The 15,537-nt window shown below is 66.3% G+C and carries 15 protein-coding genes; 12 read left to right on the top strand and 3 right to left on the bottom strand.

Features of this window, described 5'->3' with window-relative positions; all coding sequences use genetic code 11:
- Positions 1-45: 45 nt before the first annotated feature.
- Together AC2TZ7_RS07180 and AC2TZ7_RS07185 are read right to left on the bottom strand one after the other, a co-directional pair.
- Entirely contained in the window at positions 46-1,386 is a 1,341-nt protein-coding gene (locus AC2TZ7_RS07180; RefSeq protein ID WP_489866406.1) for an ATP-binding protein, read from the bottom strand.
- Positions 1,383-2,042 (bottom strand): response regulator transcription factor, encoded by a 660-nt coding sequence (locus AC2TZ7_RS07185; protein ID WP_078519957.1) that lies wholly within the window; start codon positions 2,040-2,042, stop codon positions 1,383-1,385. The genes AC2TZ7_RS07180 and AC2TZ7_RS07185 overlap by 4 nt, the downstream gene beginning before the upstream one ends.
- A gap of 144 nt (positions 2,043-2,186) precedes the next feature.
- Between AC2TZ7_RS07185 and AC2TZ7_RS07190 the strand changes: the two genes are divergently transcribed.
- The 6 genes from AC2TZ7_RS07190 to AC2TZ7_RS07215 all read left to right on the top strand — a co-directional run bounded on the left by AC2TZ7_RS07190 (position 2,187) and on the right by AC2TZ7_RS07215 (position 7,422).
- A complete protein-coding gene (locus AC2TZ7_RS07190; RefSeq protein ID WP_489866407.1) occupies positions 2,187-2,504 on the top strand; it encodes a PepSY domain-containing protein in 318 nt (105 codons plus the stop codon).
- Positions 2,497-3,174, top strand: coding sequence for a cytochrome b/b6 domain-containing protein (locus AC2TZ7_RS07195; RefSeq protein ID WP_489866408.1), 678 nt, complete (start codon positions 2,497-2,499; stop codon positions 3,172-3,174). Before AC2TZ7_RS07190 ends, AC2TZ7_RS07195 begins: the two co-directional genes overlap by 8 nt.
- Positions 3,175-3,348: 174 nt before the next feature.
- The gene (locus AC2TZ7_RS07200) at positions 3,349-3,747 is read left to right on the top strand and encodes a PepSY domain-containing protein (protein ID WP_083078669.1); all 399 of its coding nucleotides are present in this window, start codon (positions 3,349-3,351) and stop codon (positions 3,745-3,747) included.
- Positions 3,748-3,786: 39 nt separating this feature from the next.
- A complete protein-coding gene (locus tag AC2TZ7_RS07205) occupies positions 3,787-4,257 on the top strand; it encodes a DUF2271 domain-containing protein (protein ID WP_078569698.1) in 471 nt (156 codons plus the stop codon).
- 11 nt (positions 4,258-4,268) lie between these two features.
- Positions 4,269-6,476 carry a PepSY domain-containing protein gene (locus tag AC2TZ7_RS07210; RefSeq protein WP_489866409.1) on the top strand — a complete coding sequence of 736 codons (2,208 nt, stop codon included), beginning with the start codon at positions 4,269-4,271 and terminating at the stop codon, positions 6,474-6,476.
- Complete coding sequence (locus AC2TZ7_RS07215; RefSeq protein ID WP_489866410.1) at positions 6,457-7,422, top strand: FAD:protein FMN transferase; 966 nt, start codon at positions 6,457-6,459, stop codon at positions 7,420-7,422. The genes AC2TZ7_RS07210 and AC2TZ7_RS07215 overlap by 20 nt, the downstream gene beginning before the upstream one ends.
- Positions 7,423-7,454: 32 nt before the next feature.
- Here the strand turns inward: AC2TZ7_RS07215 and AC2TZ7_RS07220 are convergent, their stop codons facing one another.
- Entirely contained in the window at positions 7,455-8,381 is a 927-nt protein-coding gene (locus AC2TZ7_RS07220; RefSeq protein ID WP_489866411.1) for a LysR family transcriptional regulator, read from the bottom strand.
- Positions 8,382-8,524: 143 nt separating this feature from the next.
- Between AC2TZ7_RS07220 and AC2TZ7_RS07225 the strand changes: the two genes are divergently transcribed.
- The 6 genes from AC2TZ7_RS07225 to AC2TZ7_RS07250 all read left to right on the top strand — a co-directional run bounded on the left by AC2TZ7_RS07225 (position 8,525) and on the right by AC2TZ7_RS07250 (position 15,511).
- Complete coding sequence (locus AC2TZ7_RS07225) at positions 8,525-9,286, top strand: HAD-IIA family hydrolase (RefSeq protein ID WP_489866412.1); 762 nt, start codon at positions 8,525-8,527, stop codon at positions 9,284-9,286.
- The gene (locus AC2TZ7_RS07230; RefSeq protein ID WP_078539987.1) at positions 9,280-10,209 is read left to right on the top strand and encodes an ABC transporter permease; all 930 of its coding nucleotides are present in this window, start codon (positions 9,280-9,282) and stop codon (positions 10,207-10,209) included. The genes AC2TZ7_RS07225 and AC2TZ7_RS07230 overlap by 7 nt, the downstream gene beginning before the upstream one ends.
- Positions 10,210-10,213: 4 nt before the next feature.
- Positions 10,214-11,095: an ABC transporter permease gene (locus AC2TZ7_RS07235; protein ID WP_083078680.1), complete on the top strand. Its 882-nt coding sequence runs from the start codon at positions 10,214-10,216 to the stop codon at positions 11,093-11,095.
- Positions 11,096-11,158: 63 nt separating this feature from the next.
- A complete protein-coding gene (locus AC2TZ7_RS07240; protein ID WP_489866413.1) occupies positions 11,159-12,724 on the top strand; it encodes an ABC transporter substrate-binding protein in 1,566 nt (521 codons plus the stop codon).
- Positions 12,725-12,793: 69 nt separating this feature from the next.
- Positions 12,794-13,669, top strand: coding sequence for a metallophosphoesterase family protein (locus AC2TZ7_RS07245; RefSeq protein WP_083078686.1), 876 nt, complete (start codon positions 12,794-12,796; stop codon positions 13,667-13,669).
- 3 nt (positions 13,670-13,672) lie between these two features.
- Positions 13,673-15,511 carry an ABC transporter ATP-binding protein gene (locus AC2TZ7_RS07250; RefSeq protein ID WP_489866414.1) on the top strand — a complete coding sequence of 613 codons (1,839 nt, stop codon included), beginning with the start codon at positions 13,673-13,675 and terminating at the stop codon, positions 15,509-15,511.
- Positions 15,512-15,537: the final 26 nt, after the last annotated feature.

Raw genomic sequence — 15,537 nt, forward strand, 5'->3', positions numbered from 1 at the left:
TCCGGCAAGTGACGCTGAACAAGACGGGCTTCGGCGCGTGGCTCGTCACGACGTCGCCGCACTCAGCGGCAGCTGCAGGCGGACCTCAAGGCCAGAGTCGCGACCGCTCGGCGGCGATGTCAGCGAGAGCGGGCTTCCGATCCGCTCCGCGATGACGGCGACGATGGCGAGGCCCAATCCGCTGCCGTCATTCGTGCTGCCGGCGCGCTCGAACCGCGCGGTCAGGCGCGCGAGCGTCTCCTGCGGAATGACCGGCCCGGCATTCGTCACGCTGAAAACGCCTTTCGCAGTCAGGCGCACCACAACCGGTTCGTCCTGCGCCCCATGCTTCAGCGCGTTCTCGATCAAGTTTCGGCACAGGATTCCGAAAGCGTCGGGATCGAGATCCGAGATGACAGGCGTCTCGGGCAGCTCCAGAGCGATACGCCCGGGATCGAAGCCGCGCGCGAGGTCTTCGACGATCAAGCGGGCGGCGACGCGCAGGTCCGAGCTGCGCTCCAGCCGCAAAGGTCCGCCTTCTGCGCGGGCGAGTTGCAGCAGTCGTTCCGAGAGCCGCGTGAGCCTTTTCAGCGTCGCCTCGATATCGGCGGCGCGTGTCTTCGCGACAGGGTCGGTGGTTTCCGCGCTCAGCCGCTGTGTCTGGGCGATGGCGCCCGCAAGGGGCGTGCGCAACTCATGCGCGGCGTTGGAGGCGAAGCTTCGCTCGGCCTCGAACCCTTCGCGCAACCGCCCCAGAAGATTGTTGAGCGTGGCGGCGACCGGAGAAATTTCGGTCTGCAGATCGTCGGTCGGAATGGGGGTCAGATCGCGGGCGTTGCGCGCCTCGAGACTGGTCCGGAATCGCCGCAGCGGGCCGAGATTGGTCCGCACCGCCAGCACGACCGCTGCGAAGGCGAGCGGGATCACGATCAGCAGCGGCAGGCCAAGGCCAAGCTCCACCTCTCGCGCGACCTTCGCACGATGCGCGAGCGGTTCCGCGACGGTGATCCGGATCGTGTCCTGAAGGGCGGCATCGCTATAGAGCCGGTGGGTGGCCGTCTGGCTGAACCCCCGTCCGTCATAGGCGGGGAAGACGGACGGATCGGCCGCATGGGACTGAAGAAGAATGTGCCCCTCCGCGTCCCGCACGATATAGGTGAAGAATTCCTCGTGGTTGCGCAGCCTTGCAAGACGCTGTGTCGTGTTGTTGCCGTCGCGGTTCACGATATCCATGACCGCGAGGGGAAGGATCCTCTGCGCCGTTTCCTGAAGCGTGGAGTCGAAGACCTCGCTCATCTCCTTGCGCACGATCAGCGCGGTGACGGTTGCCGCCGCGATCCACATCAGCGCCAGAACGACCCCGAGCGAAAGCCCCAGACGGGCCTGAAGGCTTCGCGGCAATCTCATGCCTTGCCCAGCCTGTAGCCGAGGCCGCGTTCGGTCTCGATCACATGGGCGCCGAGTTTCTTGCGCAGGCGGCTGACATGGACCTCGATCGTGTTGCTCTCCACCTCCGCATCGAAGGCGTAGAGCTTCTCTTCGAGCTGGGCTTTGGACAGCAATTGGCCGGGGCGCGAGAGGAACGCCTCGAACAGGGCCCATTCGCGTGCGGTCAGTTGCACGGGCTTGCCGTCGCGCAGGATGCTGCGCGCGGCGAGGTCGATCTCGAGTCCGGCATGGCTCACGATGGGGTTCGGATTGCCGCTGTAGCGCCGCGCGACCGACCCGATGCGCGCGGAGAGTTCCGCGAGATCGAAGGGCTTCACGAGATAGTCGTCGGCGCCCGCGTTCAGCCCCTCGATCCGGTCCGAGACCTGATCGAGCGCGGTCATGATGATCACGGGGGTCACATCGCCCCGGCTGCGCAGCGACTTCAGAAAGCCGATGCCGCGGCCATCCGGGAGCATGAGATCGAGCAGGACAAGATCATAGCCGGTGCTGCGGACCGACGCGCCCGCCTCGTCGAGACGCGTGACCCAGTCCACCGAGTGGCCGTCGCTCGCGATCTGGTCGCGCACCGCGGTGCCCAGAATAGTGTCGTCCTCGATCAGCAGGATGCGCATGTTGGTCCCATCTCTTATCCGTTGCCCTGTCTTTACCTGCCCGGCTGACACCAAGCTGACGCTGCGCGCGATGCGGCTTCAGGTTCCCGTCAGATTGATCGCCCATGAAAGGTGCAGAGTTGGCCGCGAACAGGAGTTTGGCCCATGAAGAAGACAGTGACAATTCTCGCGTTTCTCGCGGTGCTTCCGGCTGGAATGGCTCTGGCCGATGACGACTGTTTCGTGCCGATGGCGGATTGGCAGCCGCGCGATGCCGTGGCCCAACTCGCCGAAGAGAACGGCTGGACGGTGCGCCGCATCAAGATCGATGACGGCTGCTACGAGATCGACGGCACTGACGCGCAGGGCCGCCAACTCGAAGTGACGGTTCATCCTTCGACGCTCGGGATTCTCGAGGTCGAATATGAGGGCGATGAACATGGTCGGTCCCGCGAAGATCGTGAAGGAGACAAACATGACTGACGCAGCATTTCACGACACGACGAATTCCGGCGGTAGCTCCGGAGGCAAGGTGCGGGTCTGGGATCCACTGGTGCGGATTTTCCACTGGGGCCTCGTCGCGGCTTTCGCCACGGCTTGGTTCACGGCCGACGAGTTGCAGCCGGTGCATGAGATCGCAGGCTACACCGTCGCCGGGCTGGTCGCGTTCCGGCTGGTCTGGGGGCTTGTGGGCGGGCGCTATGCCCGGTTCACCCAGTTCCTCAGAGGGCCGGGGCAGACGCTGTCCTATCTTGGCGACATGCTGCGCGGCAAAGAGCGTCGCTATCTCGGTCACAACCCTGCGGGGGCGTTGATGATCGTGGCGCTGCTGATCTCGCTGTCGGGCACCGCCTTTACTGGCTGGCTCATGGCGGAACCCACCCGCGTGGCGATGCTTCCCGCGCTGTCGCAGATCGTGACCCCGGCCTTCGCGGACGAGGATGGCGAATACGGTGAATATGGCGAAGGCGGAGAAGGCGAAGGCAGCGAGGCGCTGGAAGACCTGCACGAGGTTCTCGCCAATCTGGTCCTGCTGCTCGTGGCGCTTCATGTCGCCGGTGTGGTTCTGGCCTCCTTCCGGCATCGCGAAAACCTCGCGCGGTCGATGCTGACCGGCGACAAGCGTGGGCCTGAACCCGGCGATATCGCCTGACCGTTCCCTTTCACATCGCCAAGGCCGTTTGTCCCGCGGCCTCACCTGGCCCCGCCTTCAAAAGGCGGGGCCTTTTTCCTGACGCGAAGCTGAAGCGGAAACTCTCCGCCCGTCAGGAAGCGCTCAGGTCCGCTGCCCAGATTGTCGGTAGCAGATGAAAAAGGAGACCCTGCCATGCGAAAGATCCTGACCGCACTTCCCCTCATCGCCCTGCTGCCTGCGGGGATGGCTCTGGCCGACGACGACTATGAAAAGTCTTCGCGCGGCGAAGGAATGTCCCGCGACGCGGTGATGCAGATCGCGCGCGAGAACGGCTGGACTGTCCACGAAATCGAGATGGAAGACGGCCGATACGAGATCGAAGGCCGCGACCGCGACGGGCGGAAAATCGAAGCCAAGCTCGATCCGGCGACGCAGCGCCTCATCACGTCGGACTATGACGACGATGACGAGGACGACGATGATGACGACTACGGCGCATCGGCGCGCAACCCGGCCCCCGCCGGCACGGTCGCCCCGCCGAAAAACGGCCTCTTCGGTGACGGTGCTCCGCCCAAGGTTCAGGTGAACTGAGCCGCCGCCGCATTCCTCCCCAAAACAAGGAGTCCCGAAATGAAGTCTCTTCTCGCAACATTGGCGCTGAGCACGGCGCTGACCATTCCCGCGCTCGCATCCGCGCAGCCCGTTACGCTCAAGACCACGCTGAACAACTACGGTGGCGACGGCGCTTATCTCGCGCTCTATGTCACCGATCCGTCGGGCGCCTATGCGGGCAGCCTCTGGATGGCGGGCGGCAAGTCCAAATATTACGAGCATCTCAACGACTGGTATCGCGCGACCGGCGGCGACCCGGCGCAGATCAACGGTATCACCGGCGCAAGCGTAGGCGCAGGCCGGACGCTCGAGATCACGCTCGATCTTGCGGATGCGCTCTTCGATGCGGGCTACACGCTGCATATCGACGCCGCGGTCGAGGACATGCGCGACAGCCCGAACGAGATCGCCGTGCCGCTGACGACCGAGGGCGCGGGCACGCCGGTTCCGGGGCGTCGCTACGTCGCCGATTTCACCTACGACATGTGAGGTGACAGGCCATGATCCGCGCGTTTCATCGCTGGCCGGGGCTGATCGCCCTGGCGCTTGTCACGGTGCTGGCGCTCAGCGGCGCGGTGCTCGCGGTCTTTCCGGTTGCGGAGCGGATCGCGGCACCGCAGGCAGGGGCGGAGCTCAGCGTTGCGACCCTCGCCGAGCGCATCCAGACGATCTATCCGGGGCTCGAACAGATCCGGCGCGCCCCCTCGGGGCGGATCACAGCCTACTGGTTCGAAGCCGGACAGCCCGGCGCGGCGGTGATCGATCCCACCACGGGGCGTGGCGTTGCATCGGCTGATCCGAATGCGTTTCAGCGTTGGCTGACCAACCTTCACCGCTCCCTCTTCCTCGGCGATCCCGGCCGCGTTGCAAGTGCGCTGGGCTCCGTCGCAATGCTGGTGCTCTCGGTCTCCGGCGTCCTGCTCGTGGCGCGGCGTGTCGGCGGCTGGCGGAACTGGTTCTCGCGTTTGCGCGGGCCGCTCGCCGGCCGGCTCCACGTCGAGATCGCGCGCGTCGCGGTGATCGGCCTGCTTCTCTCCTCCGCCACGTCTTTGTGGATGACGGCCTCGACCTTCGAGCTGATCCCCGATGGTGGGCCCTCGCTCGGCGTTCCTGCGGAGGTGAGCGGCCAAACAGACGTGCCGCTTGCCGGTCTTGCGATGCTGGGCGACACGCCGGTCACGGAACTGCGGAGCCTGAGCTTCCCCTATGACGGCGATGCCACCGATGTTTTCACGCTGAAGACCGATCGCGGCACCGGCTATCTCGATCAGGGGACCGGCGCGGTGCTCGCCTGGGCGGACCTGACCGCATGGCAACGCATCTCGGAAACCATCTACATGCTGCATACGGGGCAGGGCGCTGCGCTGCTTGGCGCGGTGCTGGGTCTCATGGCGCTGGGCGTGCCGGTGATGGGGCTCACCGGCCTGACGATTTGGCTGGCCGGGCGTCGCGGACGCCCGCGTATCCGGGCCAACCAGCCAGCCGCGCGCGCGGAGACGATCCTCCTCGTCGGCAGCGAAAACGGCAGCACCTGGGGGTTCGCCGCGACCCTGCATGCAGCGCTCCGTGCAGCGGGCCAGAGTGTTCACATCGCGCCGATGTCCTCCTTCGCGCCCGAGCGCTACGCCCGGGCCGATCGGATCATCGTGCTCGCGGCCACCTATGGCGACGGGGCGGAGCCCGGTTCCGCGAAAGGCTTCCTGACGAAACTCGACGCCTGCTCCGATGCGCTGGATATCCCGATTGCCGTGCTCGGTTTCGGGGACCGGAGCTTCCCTGCCTATTGCGCCTACGCCCAGACGATTGCCGACACCGTGGAGGCGAAGGGTTGGCCGGTTCTTCTGCCCTATGACACGATCGACCGGCAGTCGCCGCAGGCCTTCGCGCGCTGGGGGCAGGCGCTGGGTGCGGCGCTCGGGATCGAGCTCGATCTGCACCACCAACCGACGCCCCCTGCCACGACCGAACTCACGCTCCAGTCGCGGCGCGATTATGGGGCCGATGTGCAGGCTCCGACGTCGATCCTGCGCTTTTCCCTGCCGCGTGCCACTTTCTGGCAGCGGCTGACGGGGGCGGGCTTCACGCGGTTTGCCGCAGGAGATCTGATCGGGATCCTGCCCGAAGGGGCGCCGACGCCGCGCCTCTATTCGCTCGCGTCGTCACGCCGCGACGGGTTTCTGGAGATCGTCGTCAAGAAACATCCCGGCGGGTTGTGTTCGGGGCAGTTGACGGCGCTCGAGCCGGGCGAGAGCGTCCGCGCCTTCGTCCGGCGCAATCCCGCCTTCCGGCCCGACCGCTCGCGCGCGCCGCTGATCCTGATCGGCGCGGGCACGGGGATCGGCCCTCTCGTGGGCTTCGTGCGCGAAAACGAGCAACGGCGCCCGATCCACCTCTTCTTCGGGATGCGCGATCCGCAAAGCGATTTCCTCTATGCGCAGGAGATCGGCGGGTGGAAGGACGAAGGCCGTCTGTCGCGGATCGTGACCTCGGTCTCGCGCGGCCAGCGACCGCGCTATGTTCAGGATGCGATGCGCGCCGATGCCCCCGAACTGGTCCGGCTGGTGCAGAGCGGCGCGCGGATCATGGTGTGCGGAGGGCGGGACATGGCGGCGGGCGTCGCCGATGCCCTGCACGACATTCTCGCGGCTTCGGGCCTGAGTGCGACCAAACTGAAAACGGAGGGCCGTTATGTCGAAGACATCTTCTGATCTTCTGCGCCACGCTTTGCACGGCGCGACCATGGGCACCCGCTGGACCGCCCTGTTCTTCGCACCGCCCGAGCGTGACCCTGCGCCGATCCAAGCCGCGCTGCAGGCAGCGGTTGCGGAAGTCGATGCGCAGATGTCCACGTGGAAACCCGACAGCGACCTGATGCGGCTCAACGCGGCTGCGGAAGGCGAATGGGTGAAGGTGCCCGGGCGTTTGGCTGAAGTGCTCCGCCTCGGGCTCGAGATCGGCAAAGCCTCGGGCGGCGCGTTCGATATCGGGCTCGGAGATGCGGTCACGGCGTGGGGCTTCGGTCCCGACGATGCGACACCCGAGGCGATCCGCGCCGCGATGAGCGTGCCGCGGCAGCCCGCATATCAATGGCTCGAGCTTGACCATGACCGGGTGCGCAAAAGCGGCCCCGTGGTACTGGACCTGAACGGGATCGCGAAAGGCTACGGCGTGGATCGCCTTGCCGAGACGCTGGCCGCGCAGGGGATCGAGGCCGGTCTTGTCGGGATCGACGGCGAAATGCGGGCCTCGGGGCTCCGGCCCGATGGAAGCCCGTGGACGATCGCGGTCGAGAGCCCGGATCCGCTGCGCCGCACGCCGCATTCGATCCTCGCGCTCGAGAATGCGTCCGTCGCGACCTCCGGCGATTATCGGCACTGGATCGACCTCGGCGCGCGCAGGCTCTCGCACACGATGGATCGTTCGCGCGGCGCGCCCTTGCTGGCATCGCCTGCCTCCGTGACGGTCGTCGCGCGCAGTTGCGCCGAGGCCGACGGCTGGGCCACCGCGCTCATGGTGCTTGGCCTGGACAAGGGGGTGGAGGTTGCGAGGAAGCGTTGCCTCGACGCCCTGTTCCTGATGCGCGAGGACGATGGCAGCGTGCAGAGCCTCGGAACCGGCGATCTGTTTCCCGAGAGCGTCGCGGCGGCGGTCTAGGCCACGTCGCTTTCGCGTCGGCGCGCCTAGTCTCAGATGATGCCCGGGTCTGCGGCCCCGGCCGGATCGATCTGGCTGGCGGCGTTGAAGAACAGCTCGATCAACTCGTTTCGTTCGTCCTTCAGGGCGAACACGACCTCGTCCACCGTTGACCGGATGTCGCGGATCAAAAGCCTGCGCACCGTATCGGTTCGGTAAGTGCCAAAGCGCCACATGAAGCCGACGCCGATCCCCAAGGCCACCGCCTCATAGACGGCGTCGCGGGTGTCGGCGATCAACTGGGGCTCGGGGGTCAGGCTGGTCGCACGGAAGGCGCGATCGACGACCTTCTGGGTCGAGGAGCCCTGCGAGCGGAAGATCAGCGGCAGCCGCGCCAGTTCTTCCAAACTGACCTCGTCGCGCAAACCGGTCGGGCTGTCGGCGGAGACGATCCCCACCACCTCCTGCGATAGCACGCGCGCGGTGCGGAACCGCCGATCGTTCGGTAGATCGGGCAGCACCGCGACATCGACCTCGCGCCGCAGCAGGGCCGCGAGAATGTCCTGATGCGAGCCGCTTTCCACCGAGACCGTCAGCGAGGGGTGCTGGCGCAGCAACTGGTGGACGATCGCGATGCCCGGCATCGAATTGCCCAGACCGACGCGCAACCTGCGCCTGCCGGTCGGGCCCCGGCGTTCGAGGATACGCAGCGCGTCATGTTCGGCCTCGCGCATCCGGGCGCCGATGTCGCAAAGCTGCTCGCACAGCGGCGTCGCGCAAAGGGTTCCGTTGAGCTTGTCGAACAGCCGCACGCCGAAGGCGCTCTCGAGATCGCGAATCTGCTGCGCGACTGCGGAATGCGACACCCCCAACCGGCGCGCAGCGGCCGAAAAAGAGCCCTCCTCGGCGACCGCAGTCACCGAGCGCAGGCGGGAAAGCGACAGGGCGCTCGCCAAAGATCCAACCGAAGCTTTCATCATCTGACGGCTTAGCTTGCAGATGTAACATCCACGTCACAGAAACTCGTCAAACCGTGAGCAGTCCGGGGCGACGCCCCATCACCGCATGAACAGACGCGCATCGCGCGAACGGGGCCGAGGCCCCGAACGGAGAGGATTTGCCCATGACCCAGCCTGTCGGATTGTCCGAGTTCCTGTCAGGGCCGCTCCCCGAACGTGCTGCGGTTCTGGCCGATCTCGATGGCTGTCTGATCGCTGGGGACCGCGTGCTGCCCGGCGTGCCCGAGTTGATCGAGCGCTGCGGCGAGCGGCTTTGGGTCGTCTCGAACAATTCCACCGACACCGCCGAGCACCTCTCGGCCCGGCTCGGCATGATGGGGCTCGCGGTGGCCGCAGAGCGCATGGTGCTGGCGGGCGAGGAAACGCTTCGCAATCTGCAGCGCCGTCGCCCCGGAGCCCGCGTCGCACTTTTCGCCGCGCCGCCGCTTGTCACGCTGGCGCGCAAGCTGGGGCTGGTGCCCGACCGGGTGCAGCCCGAGCTGGTGCTTCTGGCGCGCGACACCGGTTTCAGCTTCGCCGACCTGACGGAACTCACCGCGATGGCCGCGCGGGGCCTGCCCGTGCTGCTGAGCAATCCCGACACGTTCCATCCCGGCCCTGACGGCACGCCCCGACCCGAGACCGGCGCACTCTGGGCCGCGGCACGCGCCGCAGTGCCCGCCGCCACCGCATCGAGCCTCGCCAAGCCCGCCCCTGATCTGGTCCATGCCGCGCTGTCCCGCGCCGGGGTCGCGCCGGGCGCGGCAGTCTTTCTTGGCGACACGCCCGAAACGGATGGCCGCGCCGCCGCCGCCGCCGGGGTCGAGTTCGTCCTGCTCGCCCGGCCGGGCGGCGTGACCCTCGCCCAGGAGATCGTGACATGCTGAGCTACACCCTGCGCACCCTGGTCCGGATGGCGCTGACCTTCTTCGTCATCGTCACCCTGGTGTTCTTCGCCACACGCCTGTCGGGGAACGCCATCGATTTCCTCGCGGGCGAGGGCATGACCCAAGAGGACCGCGAGATCCTGATCCGCTATTACGAGCTCGACCGGTCGCTCTGGGATCAATACTTCGCTTTCCTGCGCGCTTTCCTCGACGGGAATTTCGGCCTGTCCTTCATCGAGCGCCGACCGGTCATCCAGATCGTGGCGGAGCGGTTGTGGCCCTCGGCGCAGCTGCTCTTGTCGGCGATCGGGCTCACGCTCGTCGTGTCGCTCCCGCTGGGCATGATCGCCGCGATCTGGCGCAAGCACTGGCTGGGCAGCGCGGCGATGGTCGTGGCCTTCCTCGGCTATGCGGTGCCGAACTTCATCCTCGCCGTGGTGATGGTCTTGGTCTTCGCCTACTGGCTGAACTGGCTGCCGGTGGTGGGCAATGGAACGCCGCTGCATTTCATCATGCCGACGCTGGCGATGTCGGGCGTGCTGATCGCCGCGCTCACGCGCTTCACCCGCAACGCCATGCTCGATGTGCTGGGGCAGGACTTCATGCGCACCGCCCGCGCCAAGGGCCTGCCAGAGCGCGCGGTGATCCTGCGCCACGGCTTGCGCAACGCTTCGATCACACTCCTCTCGGTGATCGGTCTTCAGATTGCGGGGCTCGCGGCCTCCGGCTCGGTGGTGGTGGAATCGATCTTCGCCTGGCCCGGCATCGGCGACCTGCTCGTCTCCTCGGCGATCCGGCGCGACTACCCGGTGCTCCAGTTCGGGGTCATCACCGTCGCCATCGCCGTCATCCTCATCAACGCCGCTATCGACCTTGCCTATGCCTGGGCCGATCCGCGCCTGCGCCATCAACTCAAAGGGTGATCCGATGACCATGGCCCTCAACACTCCCGCGCCTTCGGCCCTACACCGCCTTTGGACCGGCACCAACGTGATCCAGAAAGTCGCCTTCGCGGTCGGGCTGGCCCTCTTGCTCATGGCCTTTCTCGGCCCGCTGATCGCGCCGCATGATCCCAATGCACAGAGCCTGCTCTCGCGGTTGCGCCCGCCGATCGGCTTCGACCGGGCGAAGGTCGCCTATCCGCTGGGCACGGACGAGCTGGGCCGCGATGTCCTGTCACGCAGCCTGCACGGACTGCGCCTGACGCTGATGCTGGCGATCCTCGGTGCGCTGTTGGGGCTTCTCGTCGGCGGGCTGCTCGGTCTGCTGGCAGGCGTGGTCGGCGGACGCACCGATGCCGCGATCATGTCGGCGGTCGACACCCAGATCGCGGTGCCCTTCACGCTGATCGCGCTGTTCACGCTCGCGATCTTCGGCAGCTCGCTTCAGGTGATGGTCATCGTCCTCGGCCTCGCCGGCTGGGAGCAATATGCCCGGATCGTGCGCGGCGACGTGCGCCGCCTGATGCATCTGCCCTTCATCGAGGCCGCCCGTGCCGCAGGCGCCAGTCCGCGGCGCATCGCCTTCACCCACCTGCTGCCCAATATCGTCTCGCCGCTGGTGGTCCAGTTCACGCTGTCGCTGTCGAATATCGTGCTCCTTGAAAGCACGCTGTCCTTCCTCGGCCTCGGCGTGCAGCCGCCCACCGCGACGCTTGGCTCGATGGTCGGCATCGGTCGCGACTACATGCCGACCGCCCCCTGGATCGTCATCGTCCCCGCCGCGCTGATCGTGTTGCTGACCTTCGCCGTCCAGGTGGTCGGCGACTGGTTACGCGACAGCGTCGACGTGCGCCTGCGCGCACGCTGACACCCCGCAACAAGAACAGAAGGCCGCAAGCGCCCGTCGTCAAACCCTGCAATGGAGATACCAATGCTCAGACTGCTCGTTTCCACCGCTCTTGCCGCCGGCATCGCTGCCGCTGGCGTCACGGGGGCTCAGGCCCGCGAATTGAAAGTCGGCGCTGCCAACGTCGCCAAATATCTCGATCCCGGCCGCGACCACTCGAATGTCGGCTCGCAGTTCTACTACAACACCTTCGACACGCTGATCGACAAGGATCACGAGAAGATCGGCGGCGAATGGCGCCCCGGTCTGGCGACCGAATGGAAACTCGTTTCGCCCAAGGTCATGGAGTTCAAGCTCCGTCAGGGCGTGACCTTCCAGAACGGCGAAGCGATGACCGCCGATGACGTGGTCTTCTCGCTCAACCGCATGTATCAGGCCACCTTCCCGCCCTACATGGTGCGCTCGAAGGACCGTCTGAACAACTTCGAGAAAGCCGAGAAGGTCGACGATTATACCGTCCGCATCACGGTGAAGCGCGAAGAGCCGCTTTGGGAAACGCTCGTGAACCTGCAGCAGGTCATGATCATCCCCGAAGACTACACCAAGGGCCTGACCGGCGATCCGAACGTGGCCGAGGACAGCGATTACGAAGCCTTCTCGATGGCTCCGGTCGGCACCGGCCCCTATGCGATCAGCGAGTTCAGCCCCGGCGAGCGCGTAGTCTATACCCGCTTCGACAATTTCTGGGGCGACAAGGCGCCGCTGGAAAAGGTCTCCGTGATCCATATCCCGGAAACCGCCTCGCGGATCACCGCGCTCAAGACCGGCGAAGTCGACATGATCACCAATGTCGCGCCCGACCAGCTGTCGCTGATCGAAGCCGACCCGAGCATCAAGGCCGCGGGCAGCGTCACGCCGCTGTTCCACGTCATGATCATGAACACCAACCATCCCAAGCTGCGTGACCCGCGCATCCGTCAGGCGCTCAGCCTCGCGATCGACCGCGACGCGCTGAACGAGGCGCTGTGGCTGGGCAAGGCCGTCGTCCCCTCGACCCACACGATGAAGGAATACGGCGATCTCTACATGCCGGAACTGAAGACCTTCGAATACAACCCCGAGAAGGCCCGCGAACTGCTGAAGGAAGCTGGCTATGACGGGTTCGAGATCACCTATGACACCGACCCGGTCTATTACACCAACGGCCTTCTGGCCGCGCAGGCCATCGTCGAGATGTGGGCGCAGGTCGGCATCAAGGGCAAGGTGAATGTGGCCGAGAAATGGACCGGCAACAGCAAGGACATGATGACCCGCAACTGGTCGAACCCGATGTATTTCGCGGACCCCTTCGGCTCGTTCGGCGTCATGTGGGCCCCGGATGCGGCCTCGGAATCGGAAGGCCGTTTCACCACCGACGAAGCCTATCGCAAGACCTGGGACAAGTTCCGCTTCTCCAAGGATGTCGCGGATCGTCGCGCCGCCTATGCCGAGCTGATGGATCGCATCAAGCAGGACCCGCCGGTGCTGCCGCTCTATCGCCCCTATGAGAGCTGGGCGATGCGTAAGGATATCGCCTGGGCGCCGAAGCCCGGCCACATCCCCTATGTGCTCGATTTCCGCGCGGGCGCGATCTCCTTCGCCTCCAACTAACGCTCCCCGCCCGTCGCCGCTTGTGCGCGGCGGCGGGCACCTTCCCCCAACTCTTTGGAAAGTTTCAGCATGTCCACCCGTATCGCCATCGTCACTGATATCCACCATGGCAAACCCTCGACCGCGAAGCGCGGCGACATGGCGCTGCCCCTGATGGAAGACTTCGCCCGTTACGTTCGCGACGGCGGCGCCGATCTGGTGCTCGATCTCGGGGACCGGATTTCGGATGAGAACCGCGACACCGACCTGCGGCTGGAAGCCGAGGTGGCCGAGGCGTTCCGCGCCGTCGAGGCCCCGATCCTGCATCTCAACGGCAACCATGATCGCGATCATTTGGAGGTCTCGGATAACGAAGGGATTCTCGGCCAGACGCTCGATCACGGGGTCGTCGATATCGGCGGCTGGCGCATCGTCCTGTGGCGCGCCGATACGCGTATCCGCCGGATGCCCGACTATTCCGGCTTCGTGCTGACCGAGCCCGATGTGGTCTGGCTCTCGCGCACGATGCAGGCGAGCGATCGCCCGACGCTCGTGGTCAGCCATGTGCCAATCTCCGGGCATTCGCAGCTGGGCAACTACTATTTCGAGAACAACCCGGCCAGTTCGACCTATCCGATGGCCGAGCGCGCCCGTGCCGCTCTGTCTCGCGCGAAGGTGCCGGTCGTCTGCCTCGCCGGTCACGTGCATTGGAACACCGTCACCACGGTCGACGGCATCACCCATCTGACCCAGCAATCGCTGACCGAGAGCTTCACCACCGAGGGCGAGCCCGCCGGGGCGATGGGGATGATCGAACTGGGCGACAGCTTCCGCTGGGAGGTCGTGGGCGACGATCCGTTCTCCTTTGAGACCACCCCCCGCCATCGCCGCTGGACGCCCCCGCTGCCGTCCTTCGCCGACCACCCCGAGGCACGCGTCCGCCGCGCTGCCGCAGCCGCGAGTTGATCCATGAGCCGCGCACCGCTTCTGTCAGTCCAGAACCTGAGCCTCGCTTTCGGCTCCCACACCGCGCTGTCGGGGCTCAGCTTCGACATCGCACGCGGCGAGACCGTCGCGCTGGTGGGGGAGTCCGGCTCGGGCAAATCCGCCACCGCGCTGGCGCTGATGCGCCTGATCGAACGCGAGGGGGGGCGCCTGACCGGCGGACGCATCGATCTCGACGGCGACACGCCGGTCGAGATCACCGCGCTCGAGGAACGCGAGATGCAGCAGGTGCGCGGCAACCGGATCTCGATGATCTTTCAGGAGCCGATGACGGCGCTCAACCCGGTGATGCCGCTTGGCGAACAGGTGGCAGAAGTCCTGCGCCTGCATCAGGGGCTGGACCGCAAGGCGGCGCTGGCGGCGGCCCGCGCCGCGTTCGAGCGGGTCAATATCCCCGAACCCGAGCGGCGGTTGGTGCAATATCCGCACGAACTGTCGGGCGGTCTGCGTCAGCGCGTCATGATCGCGATGGCGCTGGCCTGCCAGCCCGATCTGCTGATCGCCGATGAACCGACGACCGCACTCGACGTGACGACGCAGGCGGAAATCCTGTCACTGATCAAAGAGCTGCAGGACGAAAGCGGAATGGCCGTGCTGTTCATAACCCATGACATGGGGGTGGTGGCCGAGATCGCCGACCGCGTCGTCGTGCTGTGTCGCGGCGAACAGGTCGAAACCGGTCCGGTCGGGCAGATCTTTGCCGCTCCGCAGGCCGAATATACGCGCAACCTGATGGCGGCGACGCCGATGCTTGGCGCGGGGGCTCCGAAACGGCCGCTCAATGCCGATGCGCCGCTCCTCGAAGTCGATCGGCTCTCTGTGCGTTTCCCGGTGCGCCGTGCCGCTCCGGGACGGCCTGCGCTCGATTATCACGCGGTCAACGAGGTCTCGCTGACCCTCGGGCGCGGTGAAACGCTCGGGCTGGTGGGGGAATCCGGCTGCGGCAAATCCACTCTGGCGCGGACGCTGCTCGGGCTCGAGGCAGCCTCTGGCGGGCGGGTTCGGCTGAGCGGGCAGACCCTGACCGGCCTGACGGCGCAGGAACTGCGCCCGCTGCGCGGAAAGATGCAGATGGTCTTTCAGGACCCCTATGCCAGCCTCAACCCGCGGCTCCCGGTCTATGATCTGATCACCGAGCCTGCCCATATCCGCAACCCGATGACGCGCACCGAACGGCGGGCGATGGCGGGCGAGCTGCTGGAGCGGGTCGGGCTGGAAGCCGCAGCAATGGACCGCTACCCGCACCAGTTCTCCGGCGGCCAGCGTCAGCGGCTTTGCATCTGCCGCGCGCTCTCGGTCAAACCGGCGATCATCGTCGCGGATGAGGCGGTTTCGGCCCTCGACGTATCGGTCGCGCGCCAGATCACCGATCTGATCGCCAAGCTGCAGCGGGAGGAGGGCGTCTCCTTCCTCTTCATCTCCCATGACATTGCGGTCGTCGAACGCGTCAGCCACCGCATCGCCGTGATGTGGGCGGGGCAGGTCGTCGAAACGGGGCCGACCGACACCGTTCTGAAGAACCCGCTACATCCCTATACCCGACGACTGCTGTCGGCGGTGCCGCATCCGGACCCGCAGCGCAGACCGCTCCAGCGCGAGCGCGCAGCCGACCTGAAAACGCCGAAGCTTCTGCTGCCGCGCGCCACAGACCCCGAGCGCATCGCGCTGCGCGAAGTCGGGGAGGGGCATTTCGTGGCCATTCGCGACACGGTCGAGCTGATGGCCTACCAGTCGATGGCAAGCGCCGCGCCAGAGACCTCGCGCGCCGCGAAGCGCGAAAACGTCGGGAGCATGGTGATCTAACGGCACTGCCACTGACCGGCCGTCGA

Source organism: Thioclava sp. ISO4 (assembly GCF_058105145.1).

What these genes read in the sequence shown, in the direction of transcription:
- AC2TZ7_RS07190 (WP_489866407.1), top strand. Translation starts at nt 2,187, where the DNA reads ATGAAGAAGACAGTGACAATTCTCGCGTTTCTCGCGGTGCTTCCGGCT.
- AC2TZ7_RS07230 (WP_078539987.1), top strand. Translation starts at nt 9,280, where the DNA reads ATGCTGAGCTACACCCTGCGCACCCTGGTCCGGATGGCGCTGACCTTC.
- AC2TZ7_RS07245 (WP_083078686.1), top strand. Translation starts at nt 12,794, where the DNA reads ATGTCCACCCGTATCGCCATCGTCACTGATATCCACCATGGCAAACCC.
- AC2TZ7_RS07225 (WP_489866412.1), top strand. Translation starts at nt 8,525, where the DNA reads ATGACCCAGCCTGTCGGATTGTCCGAGTTCCTGTCAGGGCCGCTCCCC.
- AC2TZ7_RS07220 (WP_489866411.1), bottom strand. Translation starts at nt 8,381, where the DNA reads ATGATGAAAGCTTCGGTTGGATCTTTGGCGAGCGCCCTGTCGCTTTCC.
- AC2TZ7_RS07200 (WP_083078669.1), top strand. Translation starts at nt 3,349, where the DNA reads ATGCGAAAGATCCTGACCGCACTTCCCCTCATCGCCCTGCTGCCTGCG.
- AC2TZ7_RS07235 (WP_083078680.1), top strand. Translation starts at nt 10,214, where the DNA reads ATGACCATGGCCCTCAACACTCCCGCGCCTTCGGCCCTACACCGCCTT.
- AC2TZ7_RS07185 (WP_078519957.1), bottom strand. Translation starts at nt 2,042, where the DNA reads ATGCGCATCCTGCTGATCGAGGACGACACTATTCTGGGCACCGCGGTG.
- AC2TZ7_RS07180 (WP_489866406.1), bottom strand. Translation starts at nt 1,386, where the DNA reads ATGAGATTGCCGCGAAGCCTTCAGGCCCGTCTGGGGCTTTCGCTCGGG.
- AC2TZ7_RS07205 (WP_078569698.1), top strand. Translation starts at nt 3,787, where the DNA reads ATGAAGTCTCTTCTCGCAACATTGGCGCTGAGCACGGCGCTGACCATT.
- AC2TZ7_RS07250 (WP_489866414.1), top strand. Translation starts at nt 13,673, where the DNA reads ATGAGCCGCGCACCGCTTCTGTCAGTCCAGAACCTGAGCCTCGCTTTC.
- AC2TZ7_RS07195 (WP_489866408.1), top strand. Translation starts at nt 2,497, where the DNA reads ATGACTGACGCAGCATTTCACGACACGACGAATTCCGGCGGTAGCTCC.
- AC2TZ7_RS07240 (WP_489866413.1), top strand. Translation starts at nt 11,159, where the DNA reads ATGCTCAGACTGCTCGTTTCCACCGCTCTTGCCGCCGGCATCGCTGCC.
- AC2TZ7_RS07215 (WP_489866410.1), top strand. Translation starts at nt 6,457, where the DNA reads ATGTCGAAGACATCTTCTGATCTTCTGCGCCACGCTTTGCACGGCGCG.
- AC2TZ7_RS07210 (WP_489866409.1), top strand. Translation starts at nt 4,269, where the DNA reads ATGATCCGCGCGTTTCATCGCTGGCCGGGGCTGATCGCCCTGGCGCTT.